This is a genomic window from Anaeromyxobacter oryzisoli (assembly GCF_022690765.1).
GTDB classification, from domain to species: Bacteria; Myxococcota; Myxococcia; order Myxococcales; family Anaeromyxobacteraceae; genus Anaeromyxobacter; species Anaeromyxobacter oryzisoli.
Genome location: NZ_JALCZA010000006.1, coordinates 17,983 through 39,879, shown reverse-complemented (window position 1 = coordinate 39,879; position 21,897 = coordinate 17,983). Strand labels below are relative to the sequence as shown.

General features: G+C 74.0%; 20 protein-coding genes. 13 read left to right on the top strand and 7 right to left on the bottom strand.

Annotated features, from left to right (window positions below; genetic code table 11):
• The first annotated feature begins 16 nt into the window (after positions 1 to 16).
• The 5 genes from MNZ27_RS03335 (at position 17) to glgB (ending at position 5,155) form a co-directional block, all read left to right on the top strand.
• The gene (locus tag MNZ27_RS03335) at positions 17 to 736 is read left to right on the top strand and encodes an SGNH/GDSL hydrolase family protein (protein WP_242392614.1); all 720 of its coding nucleotides are present in this window, start codon (positions 17 to 19) and stop codon (positions 734 to 736) included.
• A gap of 36 nt (positions 737 to 772) precedes the next feature.
• Positions 773 to 2,146, top strand: a complete 1,374-nt coding sequence (gene bioA / locus MNZ27_RS03330; RefSeq protein ID WP_242392613.1) for an adenosylmethionine--8-amino-7-oxononanoate transaminase — start codon at positions 773 to 775, stop codon at positions 2,144 to 2,146.
• A gap of 2 nt (positions 2,147 to 2,148) precedes the next feature.
• Positions 2,149 to 2,820: a dethiobiotin synthase gene (gene bioD, locus MNZ27_RS03325; RefSeq protein WP_242392612.1), complete on the top strand. Its 672-nt coding sequence runs from the start codon at positions 2,149 to 2,151 to the stop codon at positions 2,818 to 2,820.
• Positions 2,821 to 2,873: 53 nt separating this feature from the next.
• Entirely contained in the window at positions 2,874 to 3,146 is a 273-nt protein-coding gene (locus tag MNZ27_RS03320) for a hypothetical protein (RefSeq protein ID WP_242392611.1), read from the top strand.
• An 80-nt stretch (positions 3,147 to 3,226) separates the two neighbouring features.
• Positions 3,227 to 5,155, top strand: a complete 1,929-nt coding sequence (gene glgB, locus MNZ27_RS03315; protein WP_242392610.1) for a 1,4-alpha-glucan branching protein GlgB — start codon at positions 3,227 to 3,229, stop codon at positions 5,153 to 5,155.
• Between the two features lie 253 nt (positions 5,156 to 5,408).
• On the opposite strand, the gene MNZ27_RS03310 is transcribed toward glgB, so the two are convergent.
• Genes MNZ27_RS03310 through MNZ27_RS03300 form a run of 3 tightly spaced genes read right to left on the bottom strand, consistent with a single transcriptional unit; the run spans position 5,409 to position 7,409 of the window.
• Positions 5,409 to 5,687 carry a DUF1844 domain-containing protein gene (locus tag MNZ27_RS03310; RefSeq protein WP_242392609.1) on the bottom strand — a complete coding sequence of 93 codons (279 nt, stop codon included), beginning with the start codon at positions 5,685 to 5,687 and terminating at the stop codon, positions 5,409 to 5,411.
• 44 nt (positions 5,688 to 5,731) lie between these two features.
• Positions 5,732 to 7,174, bottom strand: coding sequence for a trypsin-like peptidase domain-containing protein (locus MNZ27_RS03305; protein WP_242392608.1), 1,443 nt, complete (start codon positions 7,172 to 7,174; stop codon positions 5,732 to 5,734).
• Positions 7,175 to 7,181: 7 nt separating this feature from the next.
• Positions 7,182 to 7,409 carry a hypothetical protein gene (locus MNZ27_RS03300; protein WP_242392607.1) on the bottom strand — a complete coding sequence of 76 codons (228 nt, stop codon included), beginning with the start codon at positions 7,407 to 7,409 and terminating at the stop codon, positions 7,182 to 7,184.
• A gap of 100 nt (positions 7,410 to 7,509) precedes the next feature.
• Between MNZ27_RS03300 and thiE the strand changes: the two genes are divergently transcribed.
• From thiE to MNZ27_RS03285, 3 genes are all read left to right on the top strand, one after another.
• Entirely contained in the window at positions 7,510 to 8,187 is a 678-nt protein-coding gene (gene thiE / locus MNZ27_RS03295) for a thiamine phosphate synthase (RefSeq protein WP_242392606.1), read from the top strand.
• Entirely contained in the window at positions 8,184 to 8,897 is a 714-nt protein-coding gene (locus MNZ27_RS03290) for a gamma-glutamyl-gamma-aminobutyrate hydrolase family protein (RefSeq protein ID WP_242392605.1), read from the top strand. Before thiE ends, MNZ27_RS03290 begins: the two co-directional genes overlap by 4 nt.
• A 186-nt stretch (positions 8,898 to 9,083) precedes the next feature.
• A complete protein-coding gene (locus MNZ27_RS03285) occupies positions 9,084 to 9,839 on the top strand; it encodes a hydroxymethylpyrimidine/phosphomethylpyrimidine kinase (protein ID WP_242392604.1) in 756 nt (251 codons plus the stop codon).
• 54 nt (positions 9,840 to 9,893) lie between these two features.
• Here MNZ27_RS03285 and dnaB read toward each other — a convergent pair whose 3' ends face one another.
• Positions 9,894 to 11,315: a replicative DNA helicase gene (dnaB, locus tag MNZ27_RS03280; protein WP_242392603.1), complete on the bottom strand. Its 1,422-nt coding sequence runs from the start codon at positions 11,313 to 11,315 to the stop codon at positions 9,894 to 9,896.
• 256 nt (positions 11,316 to 11,571) lie between these two features.
• On the opposite strand from dnaB, the gene MNZ27_RS03275 reads away from it, so the two are divergent.
• Positions 11,572 to 12,417: an LEA type 2 family protein gene (locus tag MNZ27_RS03275; protein ID WP_242392602.1), complete on the top strand. Its 846-nt coding sequence runs from the start codon at positions 11,572 to 11,574 to the stop codon at positions 12,415 to 12,417.
• 13 nt (positions 12,418 to 12,430) lie between these two features.
• Here the strand turns inward: MNZ27_RS03275 and metH are convergent, their stop codons facing one another.
• Positions 12,431 to 15,883 carry a methionine synthase gene (gene metH, locus MNZ27_RS03270; protein ID WP_242392601.1) on the bottom strand — a complete coding sequence of 1,151 codons (3,453 nt, stop codon included), beginning with the start codon at positions 15,881 to 15,883 and terminating at the stop codon, positions 12,431 to 12,433.
• 164 nt (positions 15,884 to 16,047) lie between these two features.
• Between metH and amrS the strand changes: the two genes are divergently transcribed.
• A complete protein-coding gene (amrS, locus tag MNZ27_RS03265) occupies positions 16,048 to 17,115 on the top strand; it encodes an AmmeMemoRadiSam system radical SAM enzyme (protein ID WP_242392600.1) in 1,068 nt (355 codons plus the stop codon).
• A gap of 4 nt (positions 17,116 to 17,119) precedes the next feature.
• Here the strand turns inward: amrS and MNZ27_RS03260 are convergent, their stop codons facing one another.
• Positions 17,120 to 17,431, bottom strand: coding sequence for a hypothetical protein (locus MNZ27_RS03260; protein ID WP_242392599.1), 312 nt, complete (start codon positions 17,429 to 17,431; stop codon positions 17,120 to 17,122).
• Between the two features lie 114 nt (positions 17,432 to 17,545).
• On the opposite strand from MNZ27_RS03260, the gene MNZ27_RS03255 reads away from it, so the two are divergent.
• Positions 17,546 to 18,190 (top strand): LolA family protein, encoded by a 645-nt coding sequence (locus tag MNZ27_RS03255; RefSeq protein WP_242392598.1) that lies wholly within the window; start codon positions 17,546 to 17,548, stop codon positions 18,188 to 18,190.
• Between the two features lie 82 nt (positions 18,191 to 18,272).
• Positions 18,273 to 19,001, top strand: a complete 729-nt coding sequence (locus tag MNZ27_RS03250; RefSeq protein ID WP_242392597.1) for a hypothetical protein — start codon at positions 18,273 to 18,275, stop codon at positions 18,999 to 19,001.
• A 4-nt stretch (positions 19,002 to 19,005) separates the two neighbouring features.
• On the opposite strand, the gene rimO is transcribed toward MNZ27_RS03250, so the two are convergent.
• A complete protein-coding gene (gene rimO / locus MNZ27_RS03245; RefSeq protein ID WP_242392596.1) occupies positions 19,006 to 20,412 on the bottom strand; it encodes a 30S ribosomal protein S12 methylthiotransferase RimO in 1,407 nt (468 codons plus the stop codon).
• 182 nt (positions 20,413 to 20,594) lie between these two features.
• On the opposite strand from rimO, the gene MNZ27_RS03240 reads away from it, so the two are divergent.
• Complete coding sequence (locus MNZ27_RS03240; RefSeq protein WP_242392595.1) at positions 20,595 to 21,887, top strand: inner membrane CreD family protein; 1,293 nt, start codon at positions 20,595 to 20,597, stop codon at positions 21,885 to 21,887.
• The last annotated feature ends 10 nt before the right edge of the window (positions 21,888 to 21,897 follow it).

Here is a 21,897-nt window from a genome sequence, read left to right as displayed (position 1 = left end):
GCTTACCTTCTCGCGCGTGCAACCCACCTCGATCGTCGCCGCGCGTGGCGCGCTCCTCGCCGCCGTCGCGGTGGCGCTCGCCGCGCCCGCGGCGGCGCAGGCCCAGCTCACCTACGTCGCGGTCGGCGAATCCACGGCCACCGGCGTCGGCGCCCAGGGGGGCGGATACCCGCCGCGGCTCGCCCGGCGCCTCGAGGCGAGCGGCGTCCCGGTGCGCCTCCTGAACCTCGCCGCCGCCGGGGCGACGGTGGCCGACGTGCGCCGCGACCAGCTCCCGCGGGCGCTCGGGGCGGCGCCGCAGCTCCTCACGATCGGGATCGGGCTGAACGACCTCGCCCGCGGCCGCTCGCTCCGCGACTTCTCGAAGGACCTGCAGGTCATGGCGGACCTGCTGCACCGGACGAAGGCGGTGGTGGTGATCTCGAACCTCCCCGATCTCTCGCTGGCCCCGCCCGCGGCGGGCCGAGCCCCGGACGTGGGGAAGCGGATCGAGCAGTACAACGCGGCGATCGAGACGGTCGCCGCGCGTTACGGGTTCGTGCTCGCCGACGTCTGGGGGGCGAGCCGGGCGGCGGTCCGGGCGGCCGGGCCGGGCGGCTTCTTCGCCGCCGACGGGCTCCACCCGTCGGCCGACGGGTACGAGCGCTGGGCGGACGTCCTCGCGCCGGCGGCCGAGCGGGCGCTCGCCGCGAGGGAGCAGGCCCGGCGCGGGGCCGCGGCGCCTCCCAAGCCGTGACGCGGAGGGCGGCCGTGCGTTAGCCTCGGCCGCCCCATGAACGACATCGACCGCGCCGCGCGCCACCACCGCCTCACCGAGGCGGACCATCGTCACCTCTGGCACCCCTTCACCCAGATGCAGGACTGGCTCGCCGAGGAGCCGCTCATCGTGGACGCCGCGGAGGGCGTCTACCTCGTGGACACCCTCGGGAACCGGTACCTCGACGGCGTCTCGTCGCTCTGGTGCAACGTGCACGGGCACCGCGTGCCGGAGATCGACCGCGCCATCGAGGCGCAGCTCGGGAAGGTCGCGCACACGACGCTGCTCGGCCTCGCCTCCACCGCGTCCATCGAGTGCGCCGAGGAGCTCTCGCGCCACCTCCCGCCCGGCCTCACGCGGATCTTCTACTCGGACGCGGGCGCCACCGCGGTCGAGATCGCCCTCAAGATGGCGTACCAGCACCACCAGCTCCGGGGGGACACGGCGCGGAGCGAGTTCGTCGCGCTGCACGGCGGGTACCACGGCGACACCATCGGCTCGGTGTCGCTCGGCGGCATCGACCTCTTCCACCGGATCTTCAAGCCGCTCCTCTTCGACGTCCACCACGCGCCGCAGCCGTACTGCTACCGCTGCCCGCTCGCGAAGGACCCCGCGACCTGCCGGATGGCGTGTGCGGACGAGGTGGAGCGGATCTTCGAGGCCCGCCCCGGGAAGATCGCCGCGCTCGTCCTCGAGCCGCTCATGCAGGGGGCGGACGGGATGATCGCCCAGCCGCCCGGGTACGTCCGGCGGATGCGCGAGATCTGCGATCGGCACGGCGCCCTCCTCGTCACCGACGAGGTGGCGACCGGCTGGGGCCGGACCGGGACCACCTTCGCGGTGGAGCAGGAGGGCGTCCTCCCGGACATCCTCACCATGGCGAAGGGGCTCACCGGCGGGTACCTGCCCCTCGCGGCGACGGTGACCACCGAGCGCGTCTTCGAGTCGTTCCTCGGCTCGTACGCGGACAAGAAGACCTTCTTCCACGGGCACACCTTCTGCGGGAACCCGCTCGCCTGCGCGGCGGCGACCGCCTCGATGCGGCTGTTCACGGAGCGGAACATCCTCGCCGGGCTCCCGGCGAAGATCTCCGCCTTCGCGCGCGCGCTCGAGCCGGCGGCGGCCCTCCCGCACGTCGGCGAGATCCGGCGGCGCGGGTTCATGACCGGCCTCGAGCTGGTGCGGGACCGGGGCACCAAGGAGGAGTACCCGTACGCCCTCCGCGTCGGCGACCGCGTGACGCTGGAGGCGCGCCGGCGCGGCGCGATCCTCCGGCCGCTCGGGAACGTCGTGGTGCTCATGCCGCCGCTCGCGATGACCGAGGCCGAGCTCGCGCGCCTCGCCGGCATCGCGGCCGAGTCCATCGCGGCCGTCACGGAGGCGCTCTAGAGATGCGGGGGCTCTTCGTGACCGCCACCGACACCGGCGTCGGCAAGACCGAGGTCGCCTGCGCGATCGTCCGGAGCGCGCGCGCGGCCGGCCTCGACGTCGTCGGCATGAAGCCGGCGCAGGCCGGGCTCGTCCCCGGCGAGGCCTCGGACGCGGAGCGGCTCCGCGCCGCGGCGGCCGGGGTCGAGCCGCTGGAGGCGATCTGCCCGTACAGCTTCGCGGCGCCCCTCGCGCCCGCGGTCGCGGCGCGCCTCGAGGGGCGCGCCGTCGCCCTCGAGCGGATCCTGGAGGCGGCCCGCGCCCTCGCCGCGCGGCACGAGGCCGTGCTGGTCGAGGGGGCCGGCGGGCTCCTCGTGCCGCTCACCGAGCGCGAGACTTACGCCGACCTCGCCGTCGCCCTCGGGCTGCCCGCGCTCGTCGTGGCGCGCGCCGGGCTCGGCACCGTGAACCACGTCGCGCTCACGGTGGAGGCGCTCCGCGCGCGGGGCGTCCCGCTCGCCGGGATCGTGCTGAACCGCACCGGCGCGGCGGACGACCCGTCGGTGCCGTACAACGCCGCGGAGATTGCGCGATTGACCAAGTGTGAACCGCTCGCGACCCTGCCGTTCGTGGGTGATATCGCCGAGCGCGGCCGCGCCCTCGGATCCCTGATCGCGGCAAAGATCCAGTTCTAGGCCGTCGGGGCGAAAATTGGATCGTCGCGGCGATCGATCCTAGAGATCGCCGCGTGCCGAACGTCGTCGATCTCACCCTCGTCGCGCGCGCGCGCCGCGCGCTCCACGCCACCCTCGACGAGCGCGGGCTCGGGTTCTTCCTCGCACCCGGCTCCCGCACGCCGAAGCTCGAGCCCCGCCGCATCGCGTGGGTCGTCGAGGCCGCCCGGCGGAACGTCCCGCCGCGCGGGGGCCACGATCCGAACGCCCTCTCCCGGACGCGCCGCGTGCTCCGCCGCGAGCTGATCCGGCTCCTCACCCAGAAGATGCTGCAGGCCGGCCTGTAGCCCCCCGCGGCGCGGCGCCGGAGCGCGCGGCCCCGCCGGGGGCATGGGCCACCGACCCGCGGAGAGGATAGGAGGCGTCCATGGAAACCGGACCTTCGCGCCGCCCGGGCGGCCAGGGCGCGCTCCTCGCCGGGCAGGACCTCCACCTCTGGAACGAGGGGCGCCACCTCCGCGCCTACCGCGTGCTCGGCGCGCACCTCGCCGAGCGGGCCGGCCGGTCCGGCGTCGCCTTCGCGACCTGGGCGCCGAACGCCGCGGCCGTGAGCGTCGTCGGCGACTGGAACGGGTGGGTGCCGGACCACGATCCGCTCGCGCCGCAGGGAGGCTCGGGGATCTGGGCGGGCTTCGTGCCGGGGCTCGCCCAGGGCACGGTCTACAAGCTCCACGTCCGCTCGCGCTTCGGCGGCTACGCGGTGGACAAGGCGGACCCGTTCGGGTTCCGCTGCGAGACGCCGCCCCGCACCGCGTCGGTGGTCTGGGATCTCGGCTACGCGTGGCATGACTCGGAGTGGATGCGGACGCGGCGCGCCCGGAACGCCCTCGACGCGCCCATGTCCATCTACGAGGTCCACCTGGGCTCGTGGCGCCGCGATCCGGCGGAGCCGGCCCGGTTCCTCTCGTACCGCGAGCTCGCGCCGCTCCTCGCCGAGCACGCGGCCAGGATGGGCTTCACCCACGTCGAGCTGCTGCCGGTGATGGAGCACCCGTTCTACGGCTCCTGGGGCTACCAGGTCACCGGCTTCTTCGCGCCGTCCGCGCGCTACGGCACGCCGCAGGACCTGATGTTCCTGGTGGACACGCTGCACCAGGCCGGCGTCGGCGTGATCCTGGACTTCGTCCCGGCCCACTTCCCGTCCGACCAGCACGGCCTCGTCTACTTCGACGGCACCCACCTCTTCGAGCACGCCGATCGCCGCCAGGGCCACCACCCCGACTGGAAGAGCGAGATCTTCAACTACGGCCGGCACGAGGTGCGGAGCTTCCTCGAGTCGGCGGCGCTGTTCTGGCTCGACCGCTACCACGCGGACGGCCTCCGCCTGGACGCCGTCGCCTCGATGCTCTACCTCGACTACTCGCGGCGGCCGGGCGAGTGGGTCCCCAACGCGTACGGCGGCCGGGAGAACCTGGACGCGATCGCGTTCCTCCGCGCCCTCAACGAGGACGTCTACCGCGAGTACCCGGACGTCCAGACCTTCGCCGAGGAGTCCACCTCGTGGCCGATGGTGTCGCGCCCCCTCTACGTGGGCGGGCTCGGCTTCGGGCTCAAGTGGGACATGGGGTGGATGCACGACACGCTGCAGTACCTCCGCCACGACCCCGTCCACCGGAAGTACCACCACGACGCGCTCACCTTCCGGAGCCTCTACGCCGGCTCGGAGAACTTCGTCCTGCCCCTCTCGCACGACGAGGTCGTGCACGGGAAGGGCTCGCTCCTCGGCAAGATGCCGGGCGTGGACCGCGCCCGGTTCGCGAACCTCCGCCTGCTCTACGCCTGGATGCTCGCCCAGCCCGGGAAGAAGCTCCTCTTCATGGGGGGCGAGTTCGCCCAGGGGCGCGAGTGGAACCACGAGCAGAGCCTCGACTGGCACCTGCTCGGCGAGGAGCGGCACGCCGGTGTCGCCGCCTTCGTCCGCGACCTGAACCGGCTCTACCGCGCGGAGCCCGCCCTGCACGTCCGGGACTGCGCGCCGGGCGGGTTCGAGTGGATCGACTGCGGCGACGCGGACCACGGGGTGGTCTCGGTGCTGCGCCTCGGGGGGGAGCAGGACCCGGCGGTCGCCGCGATCTTCAACTTCACCCCGGTGGTGCGCGAGGGCTACCGCATCGGCGTCCCGTCCGGCGGGCGCTGGCGCGAGCTGCTGAACGGCGACGCGCGCGAGTACGGCGGGTCCGGTGTCGGCAACCTCGGCGGCGTGGACGCCGACCCGCTCCCCTGGCACGGCCGGCCCGCCTCGCTCCGGCTCACGGTGCCGCCGCTCGCGGGGCTCTTCCTCCGGCCGGCGACCTAAACGAGGGTTCGCGATTCGCGAACACCTTCGGTGTCGCGCCTCGCGCCCTCGGTTAGGCACGTTTACACGGGGGCTGCACCCCCGCCCCCCGGCGCCCCCCCCCCCCCCGCCCCCCCCCCCCCCCCGGGGCCCCACCCCTGGCTCCGCGGGGCCCACGCGCGCTGGCGCGCGCTGTCCCGCGGGGAGGGGCGCTGCCCCTCCCCACCTGCGGTGGGGCCCCTCCCCGCTGACCGTTCTCGACTGACCGGCCGTTTCAGCCGGGTTTCGGCGCGGCCCGCTCGACGTAGCGCAGCCGGAGGTCGGTGAGGAGGTGCTCGAGGAACTGCTCCTCCTCCGCGGTGAGGTTCCCCTTCGTCTTCTCGCGGAGCATGACCAGGATGTCGATGGTCTGCTTCGCGAGGGGGAGGTTCGCCGGCGCCGGCTCGCCCGTCTCCGGGTGCGGGGTGTCGCCGAGGTGCACGAGCGCGCTCGAGCCGAGCGAGAGCACGAACGTGTAGAAGTCGATTCCGCCGGGGTGCCGCTCGTCGGTCATGGCCTGTCCCCCTCCGCCGGGTCCTGCTTGCCCTTGCCCTTGCCCTAGTCGAAGTCGAAGGCGATCCGCTCCGCCGCGTAGCCGCGCTGCACGAGGAGCACGAGCTGCCCGGACCGGCGCGCGCGGGCGGCGGCGCGGCGGAACTCGTCCACGGTCCCGATCTCGCGCGAGTTCACCTCGCGCACCAGGTCGCCGGGGAGGAGCCCCGCCTGGTCGGCCGGCGATCCGCGCGAGACGGCGCGCAGCACCACCACCGACCCGCCCTGCACGCGCTCGTCCCCGAGCTGGATGCCGACCCGGCGCGCGACCAGCTCCGCGACGTGCTGCGGCCCGAGCTCGACGGCGCTGACCGCCGCGGAGATCCGCTGCTTCCCGCGCGCGAGCTCCAGCCGCGCGGTCGCGCCGATCGCGACGTCGCGGATCCGGAACCGGAACTCCTCGGCGCTCTCCACCGGGAGCCCCTCCACCGCCTCCACCAGGTCGCCCTTGCGGATCCCGGCCCGCTCGCCGGGAGAGCCCGCGTCCACCGCCGCCACCACCACCCCGCCGCTCCGCCCCTCCGCCGCGCCGTCCCGGGGCGGGAGGTCGGCGACGACGAGGCCGAGGTACCCCTCGCGCACCTCGCCGTGGGCGATCAGGTCCTCGGCGATGCGCCGGGCGCGGTCGATGGGGATCGCGAAGCCGATCCCGGCGTTCCGATCGCCGAGGATCGCGGTGTTCACGCCGACGAGCCGCCCCTCGATGTCGAGCAGCGGCCCGCCGGAGTTCCCCGGGTTGATCGAGGCGTCGGTCTGGATGAAGTCGAACAGCGTCCGGTCTCCCGCCTTGAAGTTGCGGTGCACCGCCGAGACCACGCCGGTGGTCACGGTGTGCGCGAGGCCGAACGGGTTGCCGATGGCGATGACCGTCTCGCCGATCATGAGGTCGTCGGAGCGGCCGACCGGCACGTACGGGAGCCGCTCCTTCGCGTCGAGCTTCAGCACCGCGAGATCGGAGGACGGATCGGTCCCCACCACCTTCGCGATGAGCTCCCGCCCGTCGAGGAGCCCCACGCGGAAGCGGGCGCCCCGCTCGACCACGTGGTTGTTCGTGAGGACGTAGCCGTCCGGCGAGACGATCACGCCGGAGCCGAGGGAGGTGACCTGGTAGCCGCGGCGGTAGCGCGGCCGCTCGAAGAGGTCCCCGAAGAGGAGATCGCGCGCCGTGCTCCCGCGCGAGGGGACCCGGATGCGGACCAGCTCCTCGGCCGAGACGTTCACGACGGCGCCGCGGACCTTCTCCACCGCGACGACCACCGGCGTGCGCCGGCTCGCCTGCCCGCCCTCGCTCGCCCGCGGGAGGGTGAAGCCGCCGCGGGCCGCCGCCGCGGGCGCGCGCGCGGCCGCGGAGGACGCGAAGCTGCCGTCGAGGCGTGGGGCGAGCGAGAGCGCCGCCAGGACGAGGGCGGCGGCGGCGAGGGTCACGAGGACCGCGCGGAAGGCCCGCACGGTGCTGCTACGCCGGCTGGGCGGTCCCGCCGCCCGCGCCGCCCTCCGGCTCGGCGACCTCGTCGAGGTCGTCGAGATCGTCGCCCTCGATCGAGGCCTCCACCGGGAGCGCCTGATCGGCGAGGTCGGGGAGCCCCTTGAGGTGCTTCTCGTAGTCCTTCTCGTCGAGCTTGCCCTTGCGCAGGTACCGCTGGGCGACACGCTTGTCGACGAGCTTGTTCTCGAAGTCGGCCATTTCCGCCATTTCTCTCGGGCTCGGGGTCCTGGACGGACCGGGAGCGGGATAAATAGGCGCCGTCTTGCAGCCCCGTCAAGCGCGTGTTACCGCTGTCGTCATGCCGGTTTCCGACGCCGCGGAGGGCGCCGCGCGGCGCTCCCGCCTCGCCGGGCTCTACGCGATCGCCGGCGGTCCGGAGGCGGTCGCCCAGGCGGACGCCGCGATCGCGGGAGGGGCCCGCGTGATCCAGGTCCGGATCAAGGACCGGCCCGCCGGCGAGATCGTCGACGCCGCCCGCCGGATCGTCGCCCGGGCGGCCGGGCGGGCCCTCGTCATCGTGAACGACCGCGCCGATCTCGCGCTCCTCGCCGGAGCGGACGGGGTCCACCTCGGGGACGAGGACCTCCCCGTCGCCGAGGCGCGCCGGCTCCTCGGCCCGGACCGGCTCGTGGGGCGGACCACGCGGACGCTCGAGGAGGCGCGGGCGGCGATCGCGGCGGGGGCCGATCACGTCGGCTTCGGCCCGATCTTCGCGACCCGCACCAAGGCGCTCGCGGTGCCGCCGCGAGGGATCGCCGCGCTCCGGGAGGTGACCGCGGCGCTGGACGCGCCGGTGGTGGCCATCGGCGGGATCTCGGCGGAGACCGTCGGCGCGGTGGCGGGCGCGGGCGCCGCGTGCGCCGCCGCCGTGGAGGCGATCTTCGGCGCGGGCGACCCGGCGGCGAACGCCGCCCGGCTCGCGGCGCTCTTCGAGGCGGGCCGCGCCGGACGGCCGGCGCCAGGGGCGGCCCCGTGACCTCGCGCCCCCGCATCGGCCTCACCCTGGACGCCGACGAGGGGCGCGGGCGCTACGCGCTCGGCCGCGGGTACGTGGACGCGGTGCTCGCCGCGGGGGGCCTCCCCATCCTGCTCCCGCACGATCGGTCGGTGGCGGGCGCCTACCTCGCGCTCCTCGACGGGCTGGTGGTGACCGGCGGCGCCTTCGACGTCCCCCCCGAGCTCTACGGCGAGGTGCGGCGGGAGGGCTGCGGGCCGACGAAGCCCGAGCGGACCGCCTTCGAGAAGGACCTGCTCGAGGCCGCGCTCGCCGCGCGCCTCCCGGTCCTCGGCGTCTGCGGGGGCATGCAGCTCCTGAACGTGGTCCGGGGCGGCACGCTCCACCAGGACCTCGTCGCCGACGTGGGCGCGACCGGGCACGAGCAGCCGCCGCCGAAGGACGTCCCCTCGCACGAGGTCGTCGTCCAGCCCGGCACCGCGCTGGCGCAGCTCGTCGGGCCGGGCCCCCTCGCGGTGAACTCGACGCACCACCAGGCGGTCCGGGATCCCGGCGCGGGGGTGCTCGTCTCGGCGCGGGCCCAGGACGGCGTGATCGAGGCGATCGAGCTCCCCGATCTCGAGTTCGCCCTCGGCGTGCAGTGGCACCCCGAGGCGGTGAGCCGGCACGATCCCCGCCACGCCGCGATCTACCGCGGCCTGGTGGACGCGGCGCGGAGCGCGCGGCGATGAGCGCTTGATGGCGACACCCACTCGCATTGAGCTGCTGCGGCGCACGCTGCCTGCCTGCGCGGGGCAGACTCCTCCCTGCGCTGCTCGACGTGCCAACAGGCACGCCTGCGCTGCTCGCTCGTCGTGTGCCCCCGCTCGGCGACGGCATCGTGTGCCTCGCGACGCTCAACGCAAGCAGGTGGCGCCATGACCCCGCGCGTCCTGGTCGCGGCGGGGCTCGATCCCACCGGCGGCGCCGGGCTCGTCGCGGATCTGGAGGCGCTCCAGGCGGTCGGCGCGGAGGGCTGGGCGGTCGCGACCGCGCTCACGGCGCAGGGGCCGCGCGGCGCCCGCGGCTTCGTCGCGACCTCGGAGGACTTCCTCCTCGCCCAGATCGACGCGCTGCTGGACGGCGGGCCGCGCCCCGCCGCGGTGAAGACCGGGATGCTCGCCACCGCGGGGCTCGCGCGCGCGCTCGCGGCGCGGCTGCGGGAGCGGCCGCTCGGGAAGGTGCCGCTCGTGGTCGACCCGGTGCTCGCGGCCTCCTCGGGCGCCGTCCTCTTCGACCCGGGCGGCGCCGGCCTCGGCGACGCGCTCGCCCCGCTCCTCGCCCGGGCACGGCTCGCGACCCCGAACCTGCCCGAGCTGCACCTCCTCACCGGCGAGGACGTCTCGACCGACGCCGGCGCGATCCGCGCCGCGCGCCTCCTCCCCTCCCGCGCCGTGCTGGTGAAGGGCGGCCACCGGGCGGGCGCGCCGGTCGATCTCCTCGTCCAGGGCCGGGCGGTGATCCGCTTCGCCGGGCGCCGCCGCGCCGGGACCGCGCGCGGCACCGGCTGCCGGCTCGCCTCGGCGATCGCCGGCCTCCTCGCCCGCGGCGCGAGCCTCGAGGAGGCGGTGCGCGGGGGGAAGCAGGTGGTGGGGGAGTACCTGGATCGGGCGGGGGCCGCGCAGCGCGGGTGACCTCGAGCGCGAGCCTCGTATCGTGGAGCCTCGACGTCACGGTTCCAACGAGCGTTACGCCGGCGCCCGCCGCTCCATCTCGGCGAAGAACGTCGTCGTCTTGAAGAAGACGAGGTCGATCGTGCAGGTCGGCCCCTGGCGCTGCTTCGCCACGATGAGCTGGACGTTCAGGGTGTCGCTCTGGGAGGTGCCCTGCTGGACGTCCTTGTTCTCCTCGTCGTTCCGGTGGAGGAACATCACGATGTCGGCGTCCTGCTCGATGGCGCCGGACTCGCGGAGGTCGGAGAGCATGGGGGGCTCGCCCTTGCGCTTCTCGACGCTGCGGTTGAGCTGCGAGAGCGCCACGATGGGGCACTCGATCTCCTTCGCGAGCGACTTGAGCGAGCGGCTGATGGTGGCGATCTCCTGCTCGCGCGACTGGTTCGACCGGTCGCTCGGCGCGTGCATGAGCTGGAGGTAGTCGATCACCACGAGGTCGAGGCCGCCGTTCTCCCGCTTGAGCTTGCGGCACTTCGAGCGGAGCTCGACCGGGGTGAGGACGAAGTTGTCGTCGAGCCAGATGCTCGCCGCGCCGATCCGGTCGGCCTGGGTCGCGAGCTTGTTCCAGTCGTGGGTGGAGAGCTGGCCCTGGGAGAGGCGGCGCCAGTCGAGCTTCCCCTCGGAGGCGAGCATGCGCAGCGCGAGCTGGTCGGACGGCATCTCCAGGGAGAAGAAGGCGACCTTCTTCCCGGCCTTCACCGCCGCGTGGGTCGCGATGTTCAGGGCGAAGGCGGTCTTGCCCACCGACGGCCGGGCGGCGAGGACGATCAGGGTGCCGGGCTGGAAGCCGAGGGTGTTCTTGTCGAGGGAGCCGATCCCGGTGGGCACGCCGGTGATGGGGGAGAGGCCGGCCTGGACCCGCTTCTGGACCGCCTCGAGGTTCTCCAGGGCGCGGAGCACCGGCTCGGAGATCTTCTTGATGGTGTCTACCGAGGTCCCCTGGGCCGCCCCGAACACCTCCTGCTGGGCGGCGTCGAGGAAGTGCTGCACGTTCGCGCCCGCCTCGTACCCGCGCTCGACCAGCGTCTGGGCGGTGAGCATCATGTGGCGGAGCCGCGCCAGGTCCGCCACCGTGCGCGCGTAGTGGGCGACGTTCGCGGCGGTGCCGATGGCGCGCGCCAGGGAGAGCGGCAGCTCCTGGGGGACCACGGCGCCGAGGAGCGCCTTGGCGTCGAGCCGCTGCTGCACCAGCACCGGGTCGAGGGTCTTCGACTCCCGGGCCAGCTCCTCGCAAACGCCGTACACGTGCTGGTGGGCGAGCAGGTAGAAGTCCGCCGGCTTGAGGAGCGCCGCGACCTGGTCGAACGCGGTCTCCTCGGTGAGGATCGCGCCGAGCACCGCCTGCTCCGCCTCGAGGCTGTGCGGGAGGTCGCGCGCGGAGCGCAGCGGGGAGACGGCGGCCTCGGGGGACCGGCGGGCGGGATCGTGCTCGGCCATGGGCGCCGCACCATAGCAGCGTGCCCTGACCCATTTCATCGTCGGTACACGGTGGAAAACTCCGAAATACGCGTGGAAAACCGCGGGGGAGAAGCCGTGGACAGCCGGTGGATGGGGCGTGGATCGCGCGCCGTGGCCGGGCGGCGTGAGGCAGGGCGCGACCGCGTGCGTGAGGCTCGGTGGGGGTGGGTGTCGCCATCACCTCCGGGTGTGGCGCGCGTCGACGTGGGCGTGCGCGCCGTGTAGAAGGACCTCCATGTCCCTCGCGCGTCCCCGCCTCCTCCTCGCCCCGGCCCTCCTCCTCGTCCTCGCCCTCGGCGGCTGCGCCGAGCTCCAGAAGATCGCCGCGGGCGCGTTCGAGCGCCCGCGCCTCACCTTCCGGAGCGCGTCGCTCCAGGCGCTCGACCTCGAGGGCGCCACCATCGGCTTCACCTATGACGTGCAGAACCCGAACTCGTTCGGCGCGAAGGTCGCCCGGCTCTCCTACGGCGTCGAGGTCGACGGGACGCGGGTCGTCACGGGCGAGATGCCGGGCGGCCTCACCGTCCCCGCGAACGGCACGGCGCCCGTGACCTTCCCGGTCCGCGTCCGCTTCCGGGACGTCCCCGGCATCGCCGCGCTCTTCGGCCGCCGCGACGCGATCGCCTACCGCCTCTCCGGCACGATCGGCGTCGAGACGCCGCTCGGCGTCCTCGACCTGCCGCTCTCGCACGAGGACCGCGTGACGCTGCCGCGCCTCCCGGACTTCGCCATCGAGGGGCTCTCGATCCGGAACGTCTCCTTCACCGAGATCGGGCTCGAGGTCCGGGTCGCGGTGAAGAACCCGAACGCCTTCCCGATCCCGGCGGGCAGCCTCGACTACGCCCTCTCGCTCGCCGGCAGCTCGGTCGCGCGCGGCGATGGGCGGCCGACGCAGGTCGTCCCGGGCCGCGGCAAGAGCGTGGTGGCGATCCCGCTCACCGTGAACCTGGCGCAGGTCGGGCGGGCCGCCGCCGACCTCGTGAGGGGCGGCCCCGTGGACGTGGGGCTCCGCGGGAAGGCCGACCTGGCCGGCATCCCGCTGCCGCTCGACCTCGGCGCGCGGCTCCCCGCCCGGCGCTGACCGGGGTCGGCCGCTACCCCGCCGCGAGCGAGAGCCCGCGGACGAGGAAGTAGACGGCCTCGGGGTGGTGCAGGACGATCGCGGAGGTGGAGGCCTCCGGCACCATCTGGTTCGCCTCGGTGAGCGAGACGCCGAGGGTCCGGTCCGGCTCGAGCAGCCTCCACACCTGGCGCTGGTCGGCGAGGTCCGGCCACGAGGGGTAGCCGGGCGAGTAGCGCTTCCCCTGGCCCTCCGGGAGGGCGAGCTCGGCGCGGACGTGGCGGTGCCAGAGCTCCGCGAGGGCCTCGGCGGTCTCCACCGCGAGTCCGTGCAGGAACAGGGCGCGGGTGTAGTCGCCCCGCTCCTGCGCCTCCGCCGCGAGCCGCGTCGCGGCGTCGCCCACGGTGACCACCTGGAAGGCGCAGACGTCGGCGCCGCGCTCCTCCCTGAAGTAGTCGGCGAGGCAGAGGTTCCGGTCGTCCGGCTGGCGCGGGAGCCGCAGCCGCGCGAGCTCCTCCTTCCGGTGCGCGGGGTCGAGGACCACGAGGTCGTTCCCCTCGGCGTGGCAGGGGAAGTAGCCGTAGACCACCTTCGGCGCGAGCCACCCGTTCGCCTGGGCCTCGGCCTTCAGCTCCTCGAGCTTGGGCCCGAACTCCTCCCGGATGAGCCGCTCGTACTCGGCCCCCTTCGCCTTCACGCCCCACTGGAGCTTGAAGAGCTCGGCGAGGTCGAGGTGTCGCCACACGTCGGCGAGGGCGATCTGGCCGGCGGGGACGACGCGCCGGCCCCAGAACGGCGGCGCGGGGATCCGCGCGGCGGGGGCCACGGCGCCGGAGCGGCGCGCCGGCGCGGGGGAGGGCGCGGCGTCGGCGGGGCGGTCGCGGTTCGCGATCGCCTTCTGGAGCACGTCGTGCTTCAGCGCGTCGCGGCGCGCGGGGTCGACGAGCGCCTCCACGAGGTCGAGCCCCTCGAACGCGTCCTTCGCGTAGAACACGCCGCCGGCGTAGGGCGTGCCGTCCTGGGCGAAGTGGGTCCGGTAGCCGAAGCGCCGGTTGATGGCGGCGCCGCCGATGACGAGGGGGAAGCGGAGGTTCCGCCGGTGCAGCTCCTCCACGCAGAACGGCATCTGCTTCGAGGTGGAGACGAGGAGCGCCGAGAGGCCGATCGCGTCCGCGTTCACCTGGACCGCCTTCTCGAGGATCGTCGCGACCGGCACCTGCTTGCCGAGGTCGTGCACGGTGAAGCCGTTGTTCGAGAGGATGGTCTTCACGAGGTTCTTGCCGATGTCGTGCACGTCCCCGTACACGGTGGCGAGGACCACGTTCCCCTTCGTCGCGCCCTCCTTCTTCTCGAGGAACCGCTCGAGGTGCGAGACCGCGCGCTTCATCACCTCCGCGGACTGGAGCACGAACGGCAGGATGAGCTCGCCCGCGCCGAACCGGTCGCCGACGTCCTTCATCGCGGGGAGCAGCACCTCGTTCAGCACCGCCACCGCCGGCCGGCGCGTGAGCGCCTCGTCGAGGAGCGCCTCGATCCCCTCCGGGCGGCGGTGGAGGATCTGCAGGTGGATCCGCTCCTCGGCGGTCTTCCCGCCCGCCTCGGCGAGCGGGTCCACGGCGGCCTTCTCCGGCGCGCCCTTCGCGCCGAAGTGCTCGATGAGGCGCGGCAGCGCGTCGGGGCGCCGGTCGAAGACGAGATCCTCCGCGAGGAGCCGCTCCTCCTCCGGGATCGCCGGGTAGGGGCGGATGTCCTTCGGGTTCACGATGGCGAGGTCCAGCCCCGCCTGCACCGCGTGGTACAGGAAGACCGAGTTCACCACCTCGCGGGCGGACCTCGCGAGGCCGAAGGACACGTTCGAGACGCCGAGGACGGTGAGGACGCCCGGGTTCTCCGCCTTGATGCGGCGGATCCCGTCGATCGTCTCGAGCGCGCTCCTGCGGTACTCCTCGCCGCCGGTCGCGAGGGTGAAGGTGAGGGCGTCGAACACCAGGCTGTCGCTCGGGATCCCGTACTCGCGCGCCACGGCGACGAGGCGGCGGGCGATCTCCGCCTTCCGCGTCGCGGTCTGCGCCATCCCCTTCTCGTCGATGGTCATCGCGACCACCGCCGCGCCGTAGCGGCGGACGAGCGGGAGGATCCGCTTCACCCGCTCGCCGGACTTCTCGAGGTTCACCGAGTTCACGATGCAGCGGCCCGGGTAGACCTTGAGGGCGCTCTCGACCACGTCCGCCTCGGTCGAGTCGATCATGAGCGGCGCGTCCACGCTCTGCGCGAGGAGCTTCACGAGCGCCCGCATCTGGGCCCCCTCGTCGTCCCGCTCGTTCAGCGCGACGCACACGTCGAGCACGTGCGCCCCCGCCTCGACCTGGCCGCGCGCGATCTGGAGGAGGCCCGCGTAGTCGTCGGCGAGGAGGAGCTCCTTCACCTTCTTCGAGCCCTGCGCGTTGAGCCGCTCGCCCACGACGAGCGGCCGCGGCTCCATCGCGAGCGGCACCGCCTTCATCGCCGAGGAGAGGTCGGGCGCGGGCGCGGGGCGCACCCGGCGCGGCGCGCGGACCGCCCGGACCTTCTCCACCACCCGCCGCAGGTGCTCGGGGGTGGTCCCGCAGCAGCCCCCCACGAGGTCCACGCCGTAGTCGGCGACGAACGAGGCGAGGGCGTCGGCGAGGTCGTCCGGGGAGAGCTTGTAGACCGCCTGCCCGTCCACGTTCTCGGGCATGCCCGCGTTGGGGAGCACCGAGACGTAGTGCGAGCAGCGCTCGGCGAGGCCCTTCACCGAGGCGCGCATCTCCGCGGGGCCGGTGGAGCAGTTGAGGCCGATCGCGTCCACCGGCAGCCGCTCGAGGGTGGCGAGGGCGCTCGAGACGTCGGTGCCGAAAAGCATCCGGCCGTTCGCGTCGATCAGCGTGGGCTGGGCGACGAGGAAGACGTCGCGGACGAGCTCGCGCCGGGCCGCGTCCACGGCGAGGACCGCGGCGCGCAGCTCGAGCATGTCCTGCTGGGTCTCGACGACGATCGCGTCCACCCCGCCCTCGATCAGGCCGCGCGCCTGCTCGAAGAAGATCCGCTCGAGGGCGTCGGCGGTGATGTTCCCGAGGGCCGGGTCCGAGGAGGACGGGAGCATGCCGGTCGGCCCCATCGAGCCGGCGACGAAGCGCGGGTGCTCCGGGGTCGAGAACCGCTCCGCCGCGCGCCGGGCCAGGATGGCGGCGCGGAAGTTCACCTCGTAGGTGCGGTGCCCCACCCCGTATTCGTCGAGCTTCAGCCGGGAGGAGCCGAAGGTGTTGGTCTCGACGATGTCGCAGCCGACCGCGAAGTAGCGGGCGTGGATGTCCTCGATGAGGTCCGGGCGGGTGAGGGTGAGGAGGTCGTTCGCGCCGTCCTTGCCCCCGAACTCGGCCGCCTTGAGCTGGTGGCGCTGGATCTGGGTGCCCATGGCCCCGTCGAAGACGAGGGGGCGGCGCTCGAGGGCTTCGCGAAAGGTCACGTGGGGTTCCGTCCTGGCAGGGGCCGGCCCGCGGGCGGGCGGCGCGATCTTGCTTGCATAACACCACGCCGGACGCCGATCGAGCGCGCGCCCGCATCCGGCGGCGGGTGGGGCCCCGCCTGGCCGCCCGGTGCGTCCTGGGACCCCGGCGCTACAATCTGTGCGTGATCCACGAGGCGCGTTACTGGGAGCCCACCGCGGACGGGCGGGTTCGCTGCACGCTCTGCCCGCGGGATTGCGTCCTCCGGGAGGGCCAGGCGGGGTTCTGCTACGTCCGCAAGAACGTGGACGGCCGCCTGGTCTCCCTCGCGTACGGCACCTCGACCGGGTTCGCGGTCGATCCCATCGAGAAGAAGCCGCTCAACCACTTCCACCCGGGGACGACCGCCCTCTCGTTCGGGACCGCCGGCTGCAACCTCGGCTGCCGCTTCTGCCAGAACTGGGACATCTCGAAGGCGCGCCTCGACGAGCTCGCGTCGCTCGAGGGCCTCACGCCGGAGGCGGTGGTGGCGCTCGCGAAGGCGCAGGGCGCGCCGGCGATCGCGTTCACCTACAACGACCCGGTGATCTGGGCCGAGTGGGCCGTCGACGTGGCCCGGGCGGCGCACGCCGCGGGGCTGTGGACGGTGTTCGTCACCGCCGGCTACGTGAGCGCCGCGGCGCGGGCCGGGATCTTCCAGCACATGGACGCCGCGAACGTGGACCTGAAGGCGTTCACCGAGGGGTTCTACGCGAGGTGGACCCTCTCCCACCTCGCGCCGGTGCTCGAGACGCTCGAGTGGCTGGCCCGGGAGACGAAGGTCTGGGTCGAGGTCACGAACCTCGTGATCCCCGGGCTGAACGACGCGCCGGAGGAGACCCGGGCGCTCTCGGCGTGGGTCCGCGAGCACATGGGCCCTGACGTCCCGCTGCACCTCACCGCTTTCCACCCTGCGTTCAAGATGACGGATCGGCCCCCCACGCCGCCCGCGACCCTCACCCGCGCCCGCGCCATCGCCCGCGGCGAGGGGCTCCGGTACGTGTACACGGGCAACGTCCACGATCCCGACGGGCAGACCACCTTCTGCCCGGGCTGCGGCGCGGCGGTCATCGAGCGGGACTGGCACGCCGTGCGCGCGGTGCGGCTCCGGGGCAGCGCCTGCGCGGCCTGCGGGACGGAGATCGCCGGACGCTTCGGGCCGGTCACCCGGACGAGCGACGGGGAGCGGCGGTCGCTCGGGCTCCGCGTCTAGCTGACTACTTCGGGCAGACGGTGCTCGGGTCCTCGATCGAGAGCCCGCAGGAGGCCTTCCCGCACTCCGTCTGGATCCACTCGCAGAAGTCCGCCCCGGCGGGCGTGTTGCAAGTGTCGAGCTTCTGGCTGCAGACGTCCTCGACGGCCTTGCTCGGGTTGACCCGGCTGATCTCGTTCGACACCTGGCGCTCGCAGCTGTCCCGGGTGGTGCCGGAGGCGACGCAGCGGCAGAGGCGGTTGCCGAGCTCCTCGCACGGCCCCGTGCAGGCGGAGAGGGCGAGCGCGGCAGCGAGGGCGACGAGGGCGGAGCGCATCGGAGGCGGGGAGGATCACCCGGGAGCCCCCGGGCGTCAAGGAGCCCGGGCGCCGGGGCGGGGACGCCCCGGTGAATGCCCCGCCCGCCCGGACCGTCTGCTATTCAAGGACCCATGACCCGCCTCGCCCTCCTCCTCCTCGCCGTCGCCACCTCCCCGTTCGCGGCCCCCGCCGCCGGGGCGACCGCCGCCGATCCGCAGGCGCTCGCCCGGAAGGTCCAGGCGACCTACGAGCGCACCCGGGATCTCGAGGCCCGCTTCAAGCAGACCTACACGTACGCGGGCTTCGGCCGGCGCCAGGTCTCGGAGGGCACGCTCCGGGTGAAGAAGCCGGGGAAGATGCGCTGGGACTACACGAGCCCGGCGCCGAAGACGATCGCCGTGAAGGGCTCGCGCCTGGTGCAGCTCGAGCCCGAGGAGAACCAGGCCTACGTGGACGACCACTTCGACGCGACGGCGATGAGCGCCGCGGTGACCTTCCTGCTCGGCAAGGGCGACCTCGCCAAGGAGTTCGACCTGTCCGTGGACGGGGCGGGCGCGCTCGTGCTCCGGCCCAAGGCCGCCGATCCCCGCGTGGAGTCCATCACGCTCACCGTCGGCGAGGACGGCGAGGTGCTTGCGACGCGCGTGGTGGACGGCGCGGGGAACGCGAACGAGCTCCGGTTCGAGGCCGTGAAGCGGAACCAGGGGATCCCGGACTCCGCGTTCGAGGTGAAGATCCCGAGGGGCGCCCGCCGGGTCGGCGGGGCGGGGAAGTAGACGATTCGACGCGTTGTGAACGGCCCTCCCCTCGTGAGATGCTCCCGGAGCCGGCGCGCCGCCGGTGGGGAGGGGAAGGTCGATGCAGGGCACGTCCACGCTCCGCGCGGCTGCCGCGCTCGCCGCGGCCGCGACGCTGGCGGGCTGCGGGCTGGGCACCCGGTTCTCGCCGTCGTTCCGGCGGGGCATGCCGCTCGCGCTCGTCACGGTGACCGCGGCGCCGAAGATCCGCTACACCGAGAAGCACGTCCGCACCGGGTTCGGCGGCGCGCCCGACATCACGGGCAGCGGCTTCGAGGCCGGGGACGCGCGGCCGGTCCTGGCGTCGGCGAAGGCGGCGGTCGTCCGGGCGCTCGCGCGAGGCGGGCCGTTCCGGCTCGTCCCCGAGCAGACCGTGCTCTCCAGCCCCGCCTACGCCTCGGCCCCCGCCCAGCCGCGGAACGCGTGGACGAGCGACCTCATCGTCGCGCGGGGCTACAAGTACACGTACGACGGGGCGCAGGCGGCGCGGATCGCGCGCGGGGTCGGCGCGGCGGGGGCGCTCATGGTGAACCTGGAGCTCCAGTACACCACCCAGGGCGTCCCGGGCGGCCGGATCGCGGGGAAGGTCGTGGTGGTCGTGACGGCGGTGGACCGGTCCGGGCAGACCGTCTGGACGGACTGGACCGGGGAGCTGTCGCAGCGGACGCTGGACTCGACCACCCTGCGGGTCCCGACCGCCGCGCTCGAGCCGCTCCTCGCCGACTCGGCGGAGCGCGGCACGAGCGCCCTGATCGCGCACCTCGACGAGCGGCTCCGCGGGATGCGGTAGGGCGCTACCCGACGACCGGGAGCCCGCGGCGCTTCCCGCCCGGCCGCGGGGCGGGGAGCTTCCGCGCGGCGCGCGCGGGATCGCGGGCGACCACCCGACCGACCAGGTCGTACTCGGCGGCGTCGGTCACCTCGAGCGTCACGATCTCGCCCGGGTAGGCCACGCCGTCGTTCACGTAGGTGATCCCGTCGATCTCCGGCGCCTGCTGCGCGTGGCGCCCGGCGAGGAGGTGCTCGGTCTCCTCGGCGCGCCCCTCCACCAGCACCTCGAGCCGCCGGCCGATCATCGCCCGCTGGTGCTCCCGCGAGATCCCCTGCTGGAGCTCCATCAGCCGCTCGAAGCGGGCGCGCTTCACCGCGTCCGGGACCTGCCCCGGCATCTCCGCGGCGAGGGTGCCCTCCTCGGGCGAGAACTCGAAGACGCCGAGCCGCTCGAAGCGCTCCTCCTCCACGAACCGGACCAGGTCCTCGAAGTCCTCCTCGGTCTCGCCAGGGAGGCCGACGATGAGCGAGGTGCGCAGCGCGATCCCGGGGATCCGGGCGCGGAGGCGGGCGAGGAGCGCGCGGAGGAACACCGAGTCGCGGCCGCGCCTCATCGCGCGGAGCAGGCGGTCCGAGGAGTGCTGGAGCGGCATGTCCAGGTACTTCACGATCTTCGGCTCGCCCGCGATGACGTCGACGAGCGCGTCCGGCACGTCGCGCGGGTAGGCGTAGTGCAGCCGGATCCAGCGGATCCCGTCCACCTTCGCGAGCTCGGGGAGCAGGTGGTGGAGCCGGACCTTCCCGGGCAGGTCCTGGCCGTAGGCGGTGAGGTCCTGCGCGACGAGCGAGAGCTCGACGGTGCCCTGCGCGGCGAGGGCGGCCGCCTCGGCGACGAGGTCGTCGACGGGACGCGAGCGCTGCGGGCCGCGGAGCATCGGGATGACGCAGAAGGCGCAGGCGTTGTCGCAGCCCTCGGAGATCTTGAGGTAGGCGGTGTGCGAGGGGAGCGAGTTCACCCGCGGCGTCGCCGCGGAGTGGACGAAGTCGGGGTCGGGCACGACGAGCCGCTTCGCCTGCGCGTCGGAGACGATCCGCGCCACGTCCTGGTACGCGCCGGTGCCGAGGAAGTGATCGACCTCGGGCAGCTCGCGCGCGAGCTCGTCGGCGTGGCGCTGCACCAGGCAGCCCGTGACCACCAGCTTCTTGCACGTCCCGGCGCGCTTCAGCTCGGCGAGCTCGAGGATCGCGTCGATCGACTCCTCCTTCGCGCTCTCGATGAAGCCGCAGGTGTTGACGACCACGATCTCGGCCTTCGCCGGATCCTGCACCAGCCGGTACCCCGCCTCGGCGAGCGCGCCGAGCATCACCTCGCTGTCCACCCGGTTCTTCGGGCAGCCGAGGGTGTGCAGGTAGACGCGGGTCCGGGCCATGGCCGCGCGGATCTAACAGACCCCGTCCAGGCGGGCAACGCACCGCCGCCCGGCTCCGGCGGCGGTGTACCCGCGTCCTCCCGCCCACGAGGGAGGCGTGTCCCGCTCGCCACCGACCGGGAAAACCGCCCGTCCGCCGCGATCCTTCGCGGACGGCCCGGCGCTTGCTCTCCCGCCCCGGCATGAGACGACTCCTCGCCATCGGCTTCATCTGGTTCTGCTGCTCCGCCGCCTGGGCGGTCCTCGGCTCCACCCTCGCCGTCCGCGGCGGCGACGCCTGGGGCAGCCTCGCCTCCGAGGTGCGCGCGCTCTGGGGACCGCCGCTCCAGCAGGCGCCGCCGTCGGCGGTCGGGACGGAGACGCACCGCGCGCGCACGAAGGAGCAGCGCTTCGACGATCGGGCGCGGCGCTACTACGACGTGGCGCGCGAGGAGGACGTGACCACCACGCGGAACCTCCTCCTCGACGGGTCCGACGTCCGGGTGAAGCTCGCCCTCGAGCACCGGCGCAAGGGGCTCCTCTGGTTCCCGACCTACGGCGTGGACTTCACCGGTCGCTACACCTTCCGGAACGCCACCGCCGAGCCGCGCGCGGTGGACTTCTCGTTCCCCGTCACGAGCGGCGTGATCTACGACGGCTTCGCCGTGACCGGGGCCGACGGCGCCCCCGTCGAGGTCGCGTTCGACGGCGGGGTCGCGCGCTTCTCCCGCTGGCTCGCCGCGGGCCAGTTCGAGGCGTTCACGGTCTCGTACCGCACCCGGGGCACGGAGCGCTGGGGCTACGGGGTCGCGGGCCAGGGGCTCGGGCCGGAGGCGGGGCGGGCCCGGAACCTCCGGCTCACCGTCGAGACCGACTTCGCCGGGGTGGACTTCCCGGCCGGCACGATCTCCCCCTCGGCGCAACGGCGGACCGCGGCCGGCTGGGAGGGGACCTGGCGCTTCGAGCAGATCGTCGGGACGGCGCCGGTGGGGATCGAGCTGCCGCGGCGCCTCGACCCCGGCCCGCTCGCCGCGAAGGTCACCTTCTTCGCGCCGGTCTCGCTCCTGTTCTTCTTCTTCGTGGTGGGGATCCTGCTCGCGGCGCGGCGGCAGTCGATCCACCCCATGAACTACTTCCTGCTCGCCTGCGGGTTCTTCGCCTTCCACCTGCTCTTCGCCTACACGATCGACCACCTGGACGTCGCGCCCGCCTTCGCCCTCGCCGCGGCGGTGTCCGTCGCGCTGGTGGTCTCGTACGCCCGGCTCTTCCTGGGCTGGCGGGTGGCGCTCCGCGAGGTCGGCGTGGCGCAGCTCCTCTACCTGGTCCTCTTCTCGGTGAGCTTCTTCTGGAGCGGCTTCACCGGCCTCGCCATCACGGTGGGGGCGATCCTGACGCTCTTCGTGATCATGCAGCTCACCGGGCGGCTCGAGTGGGAGCACGTGCTCGGGCGGGAGGCGCGGGAGCGGGCCGCTCCGCCGCCCCTGCCCGCGCCGTGACGGCGCGCCG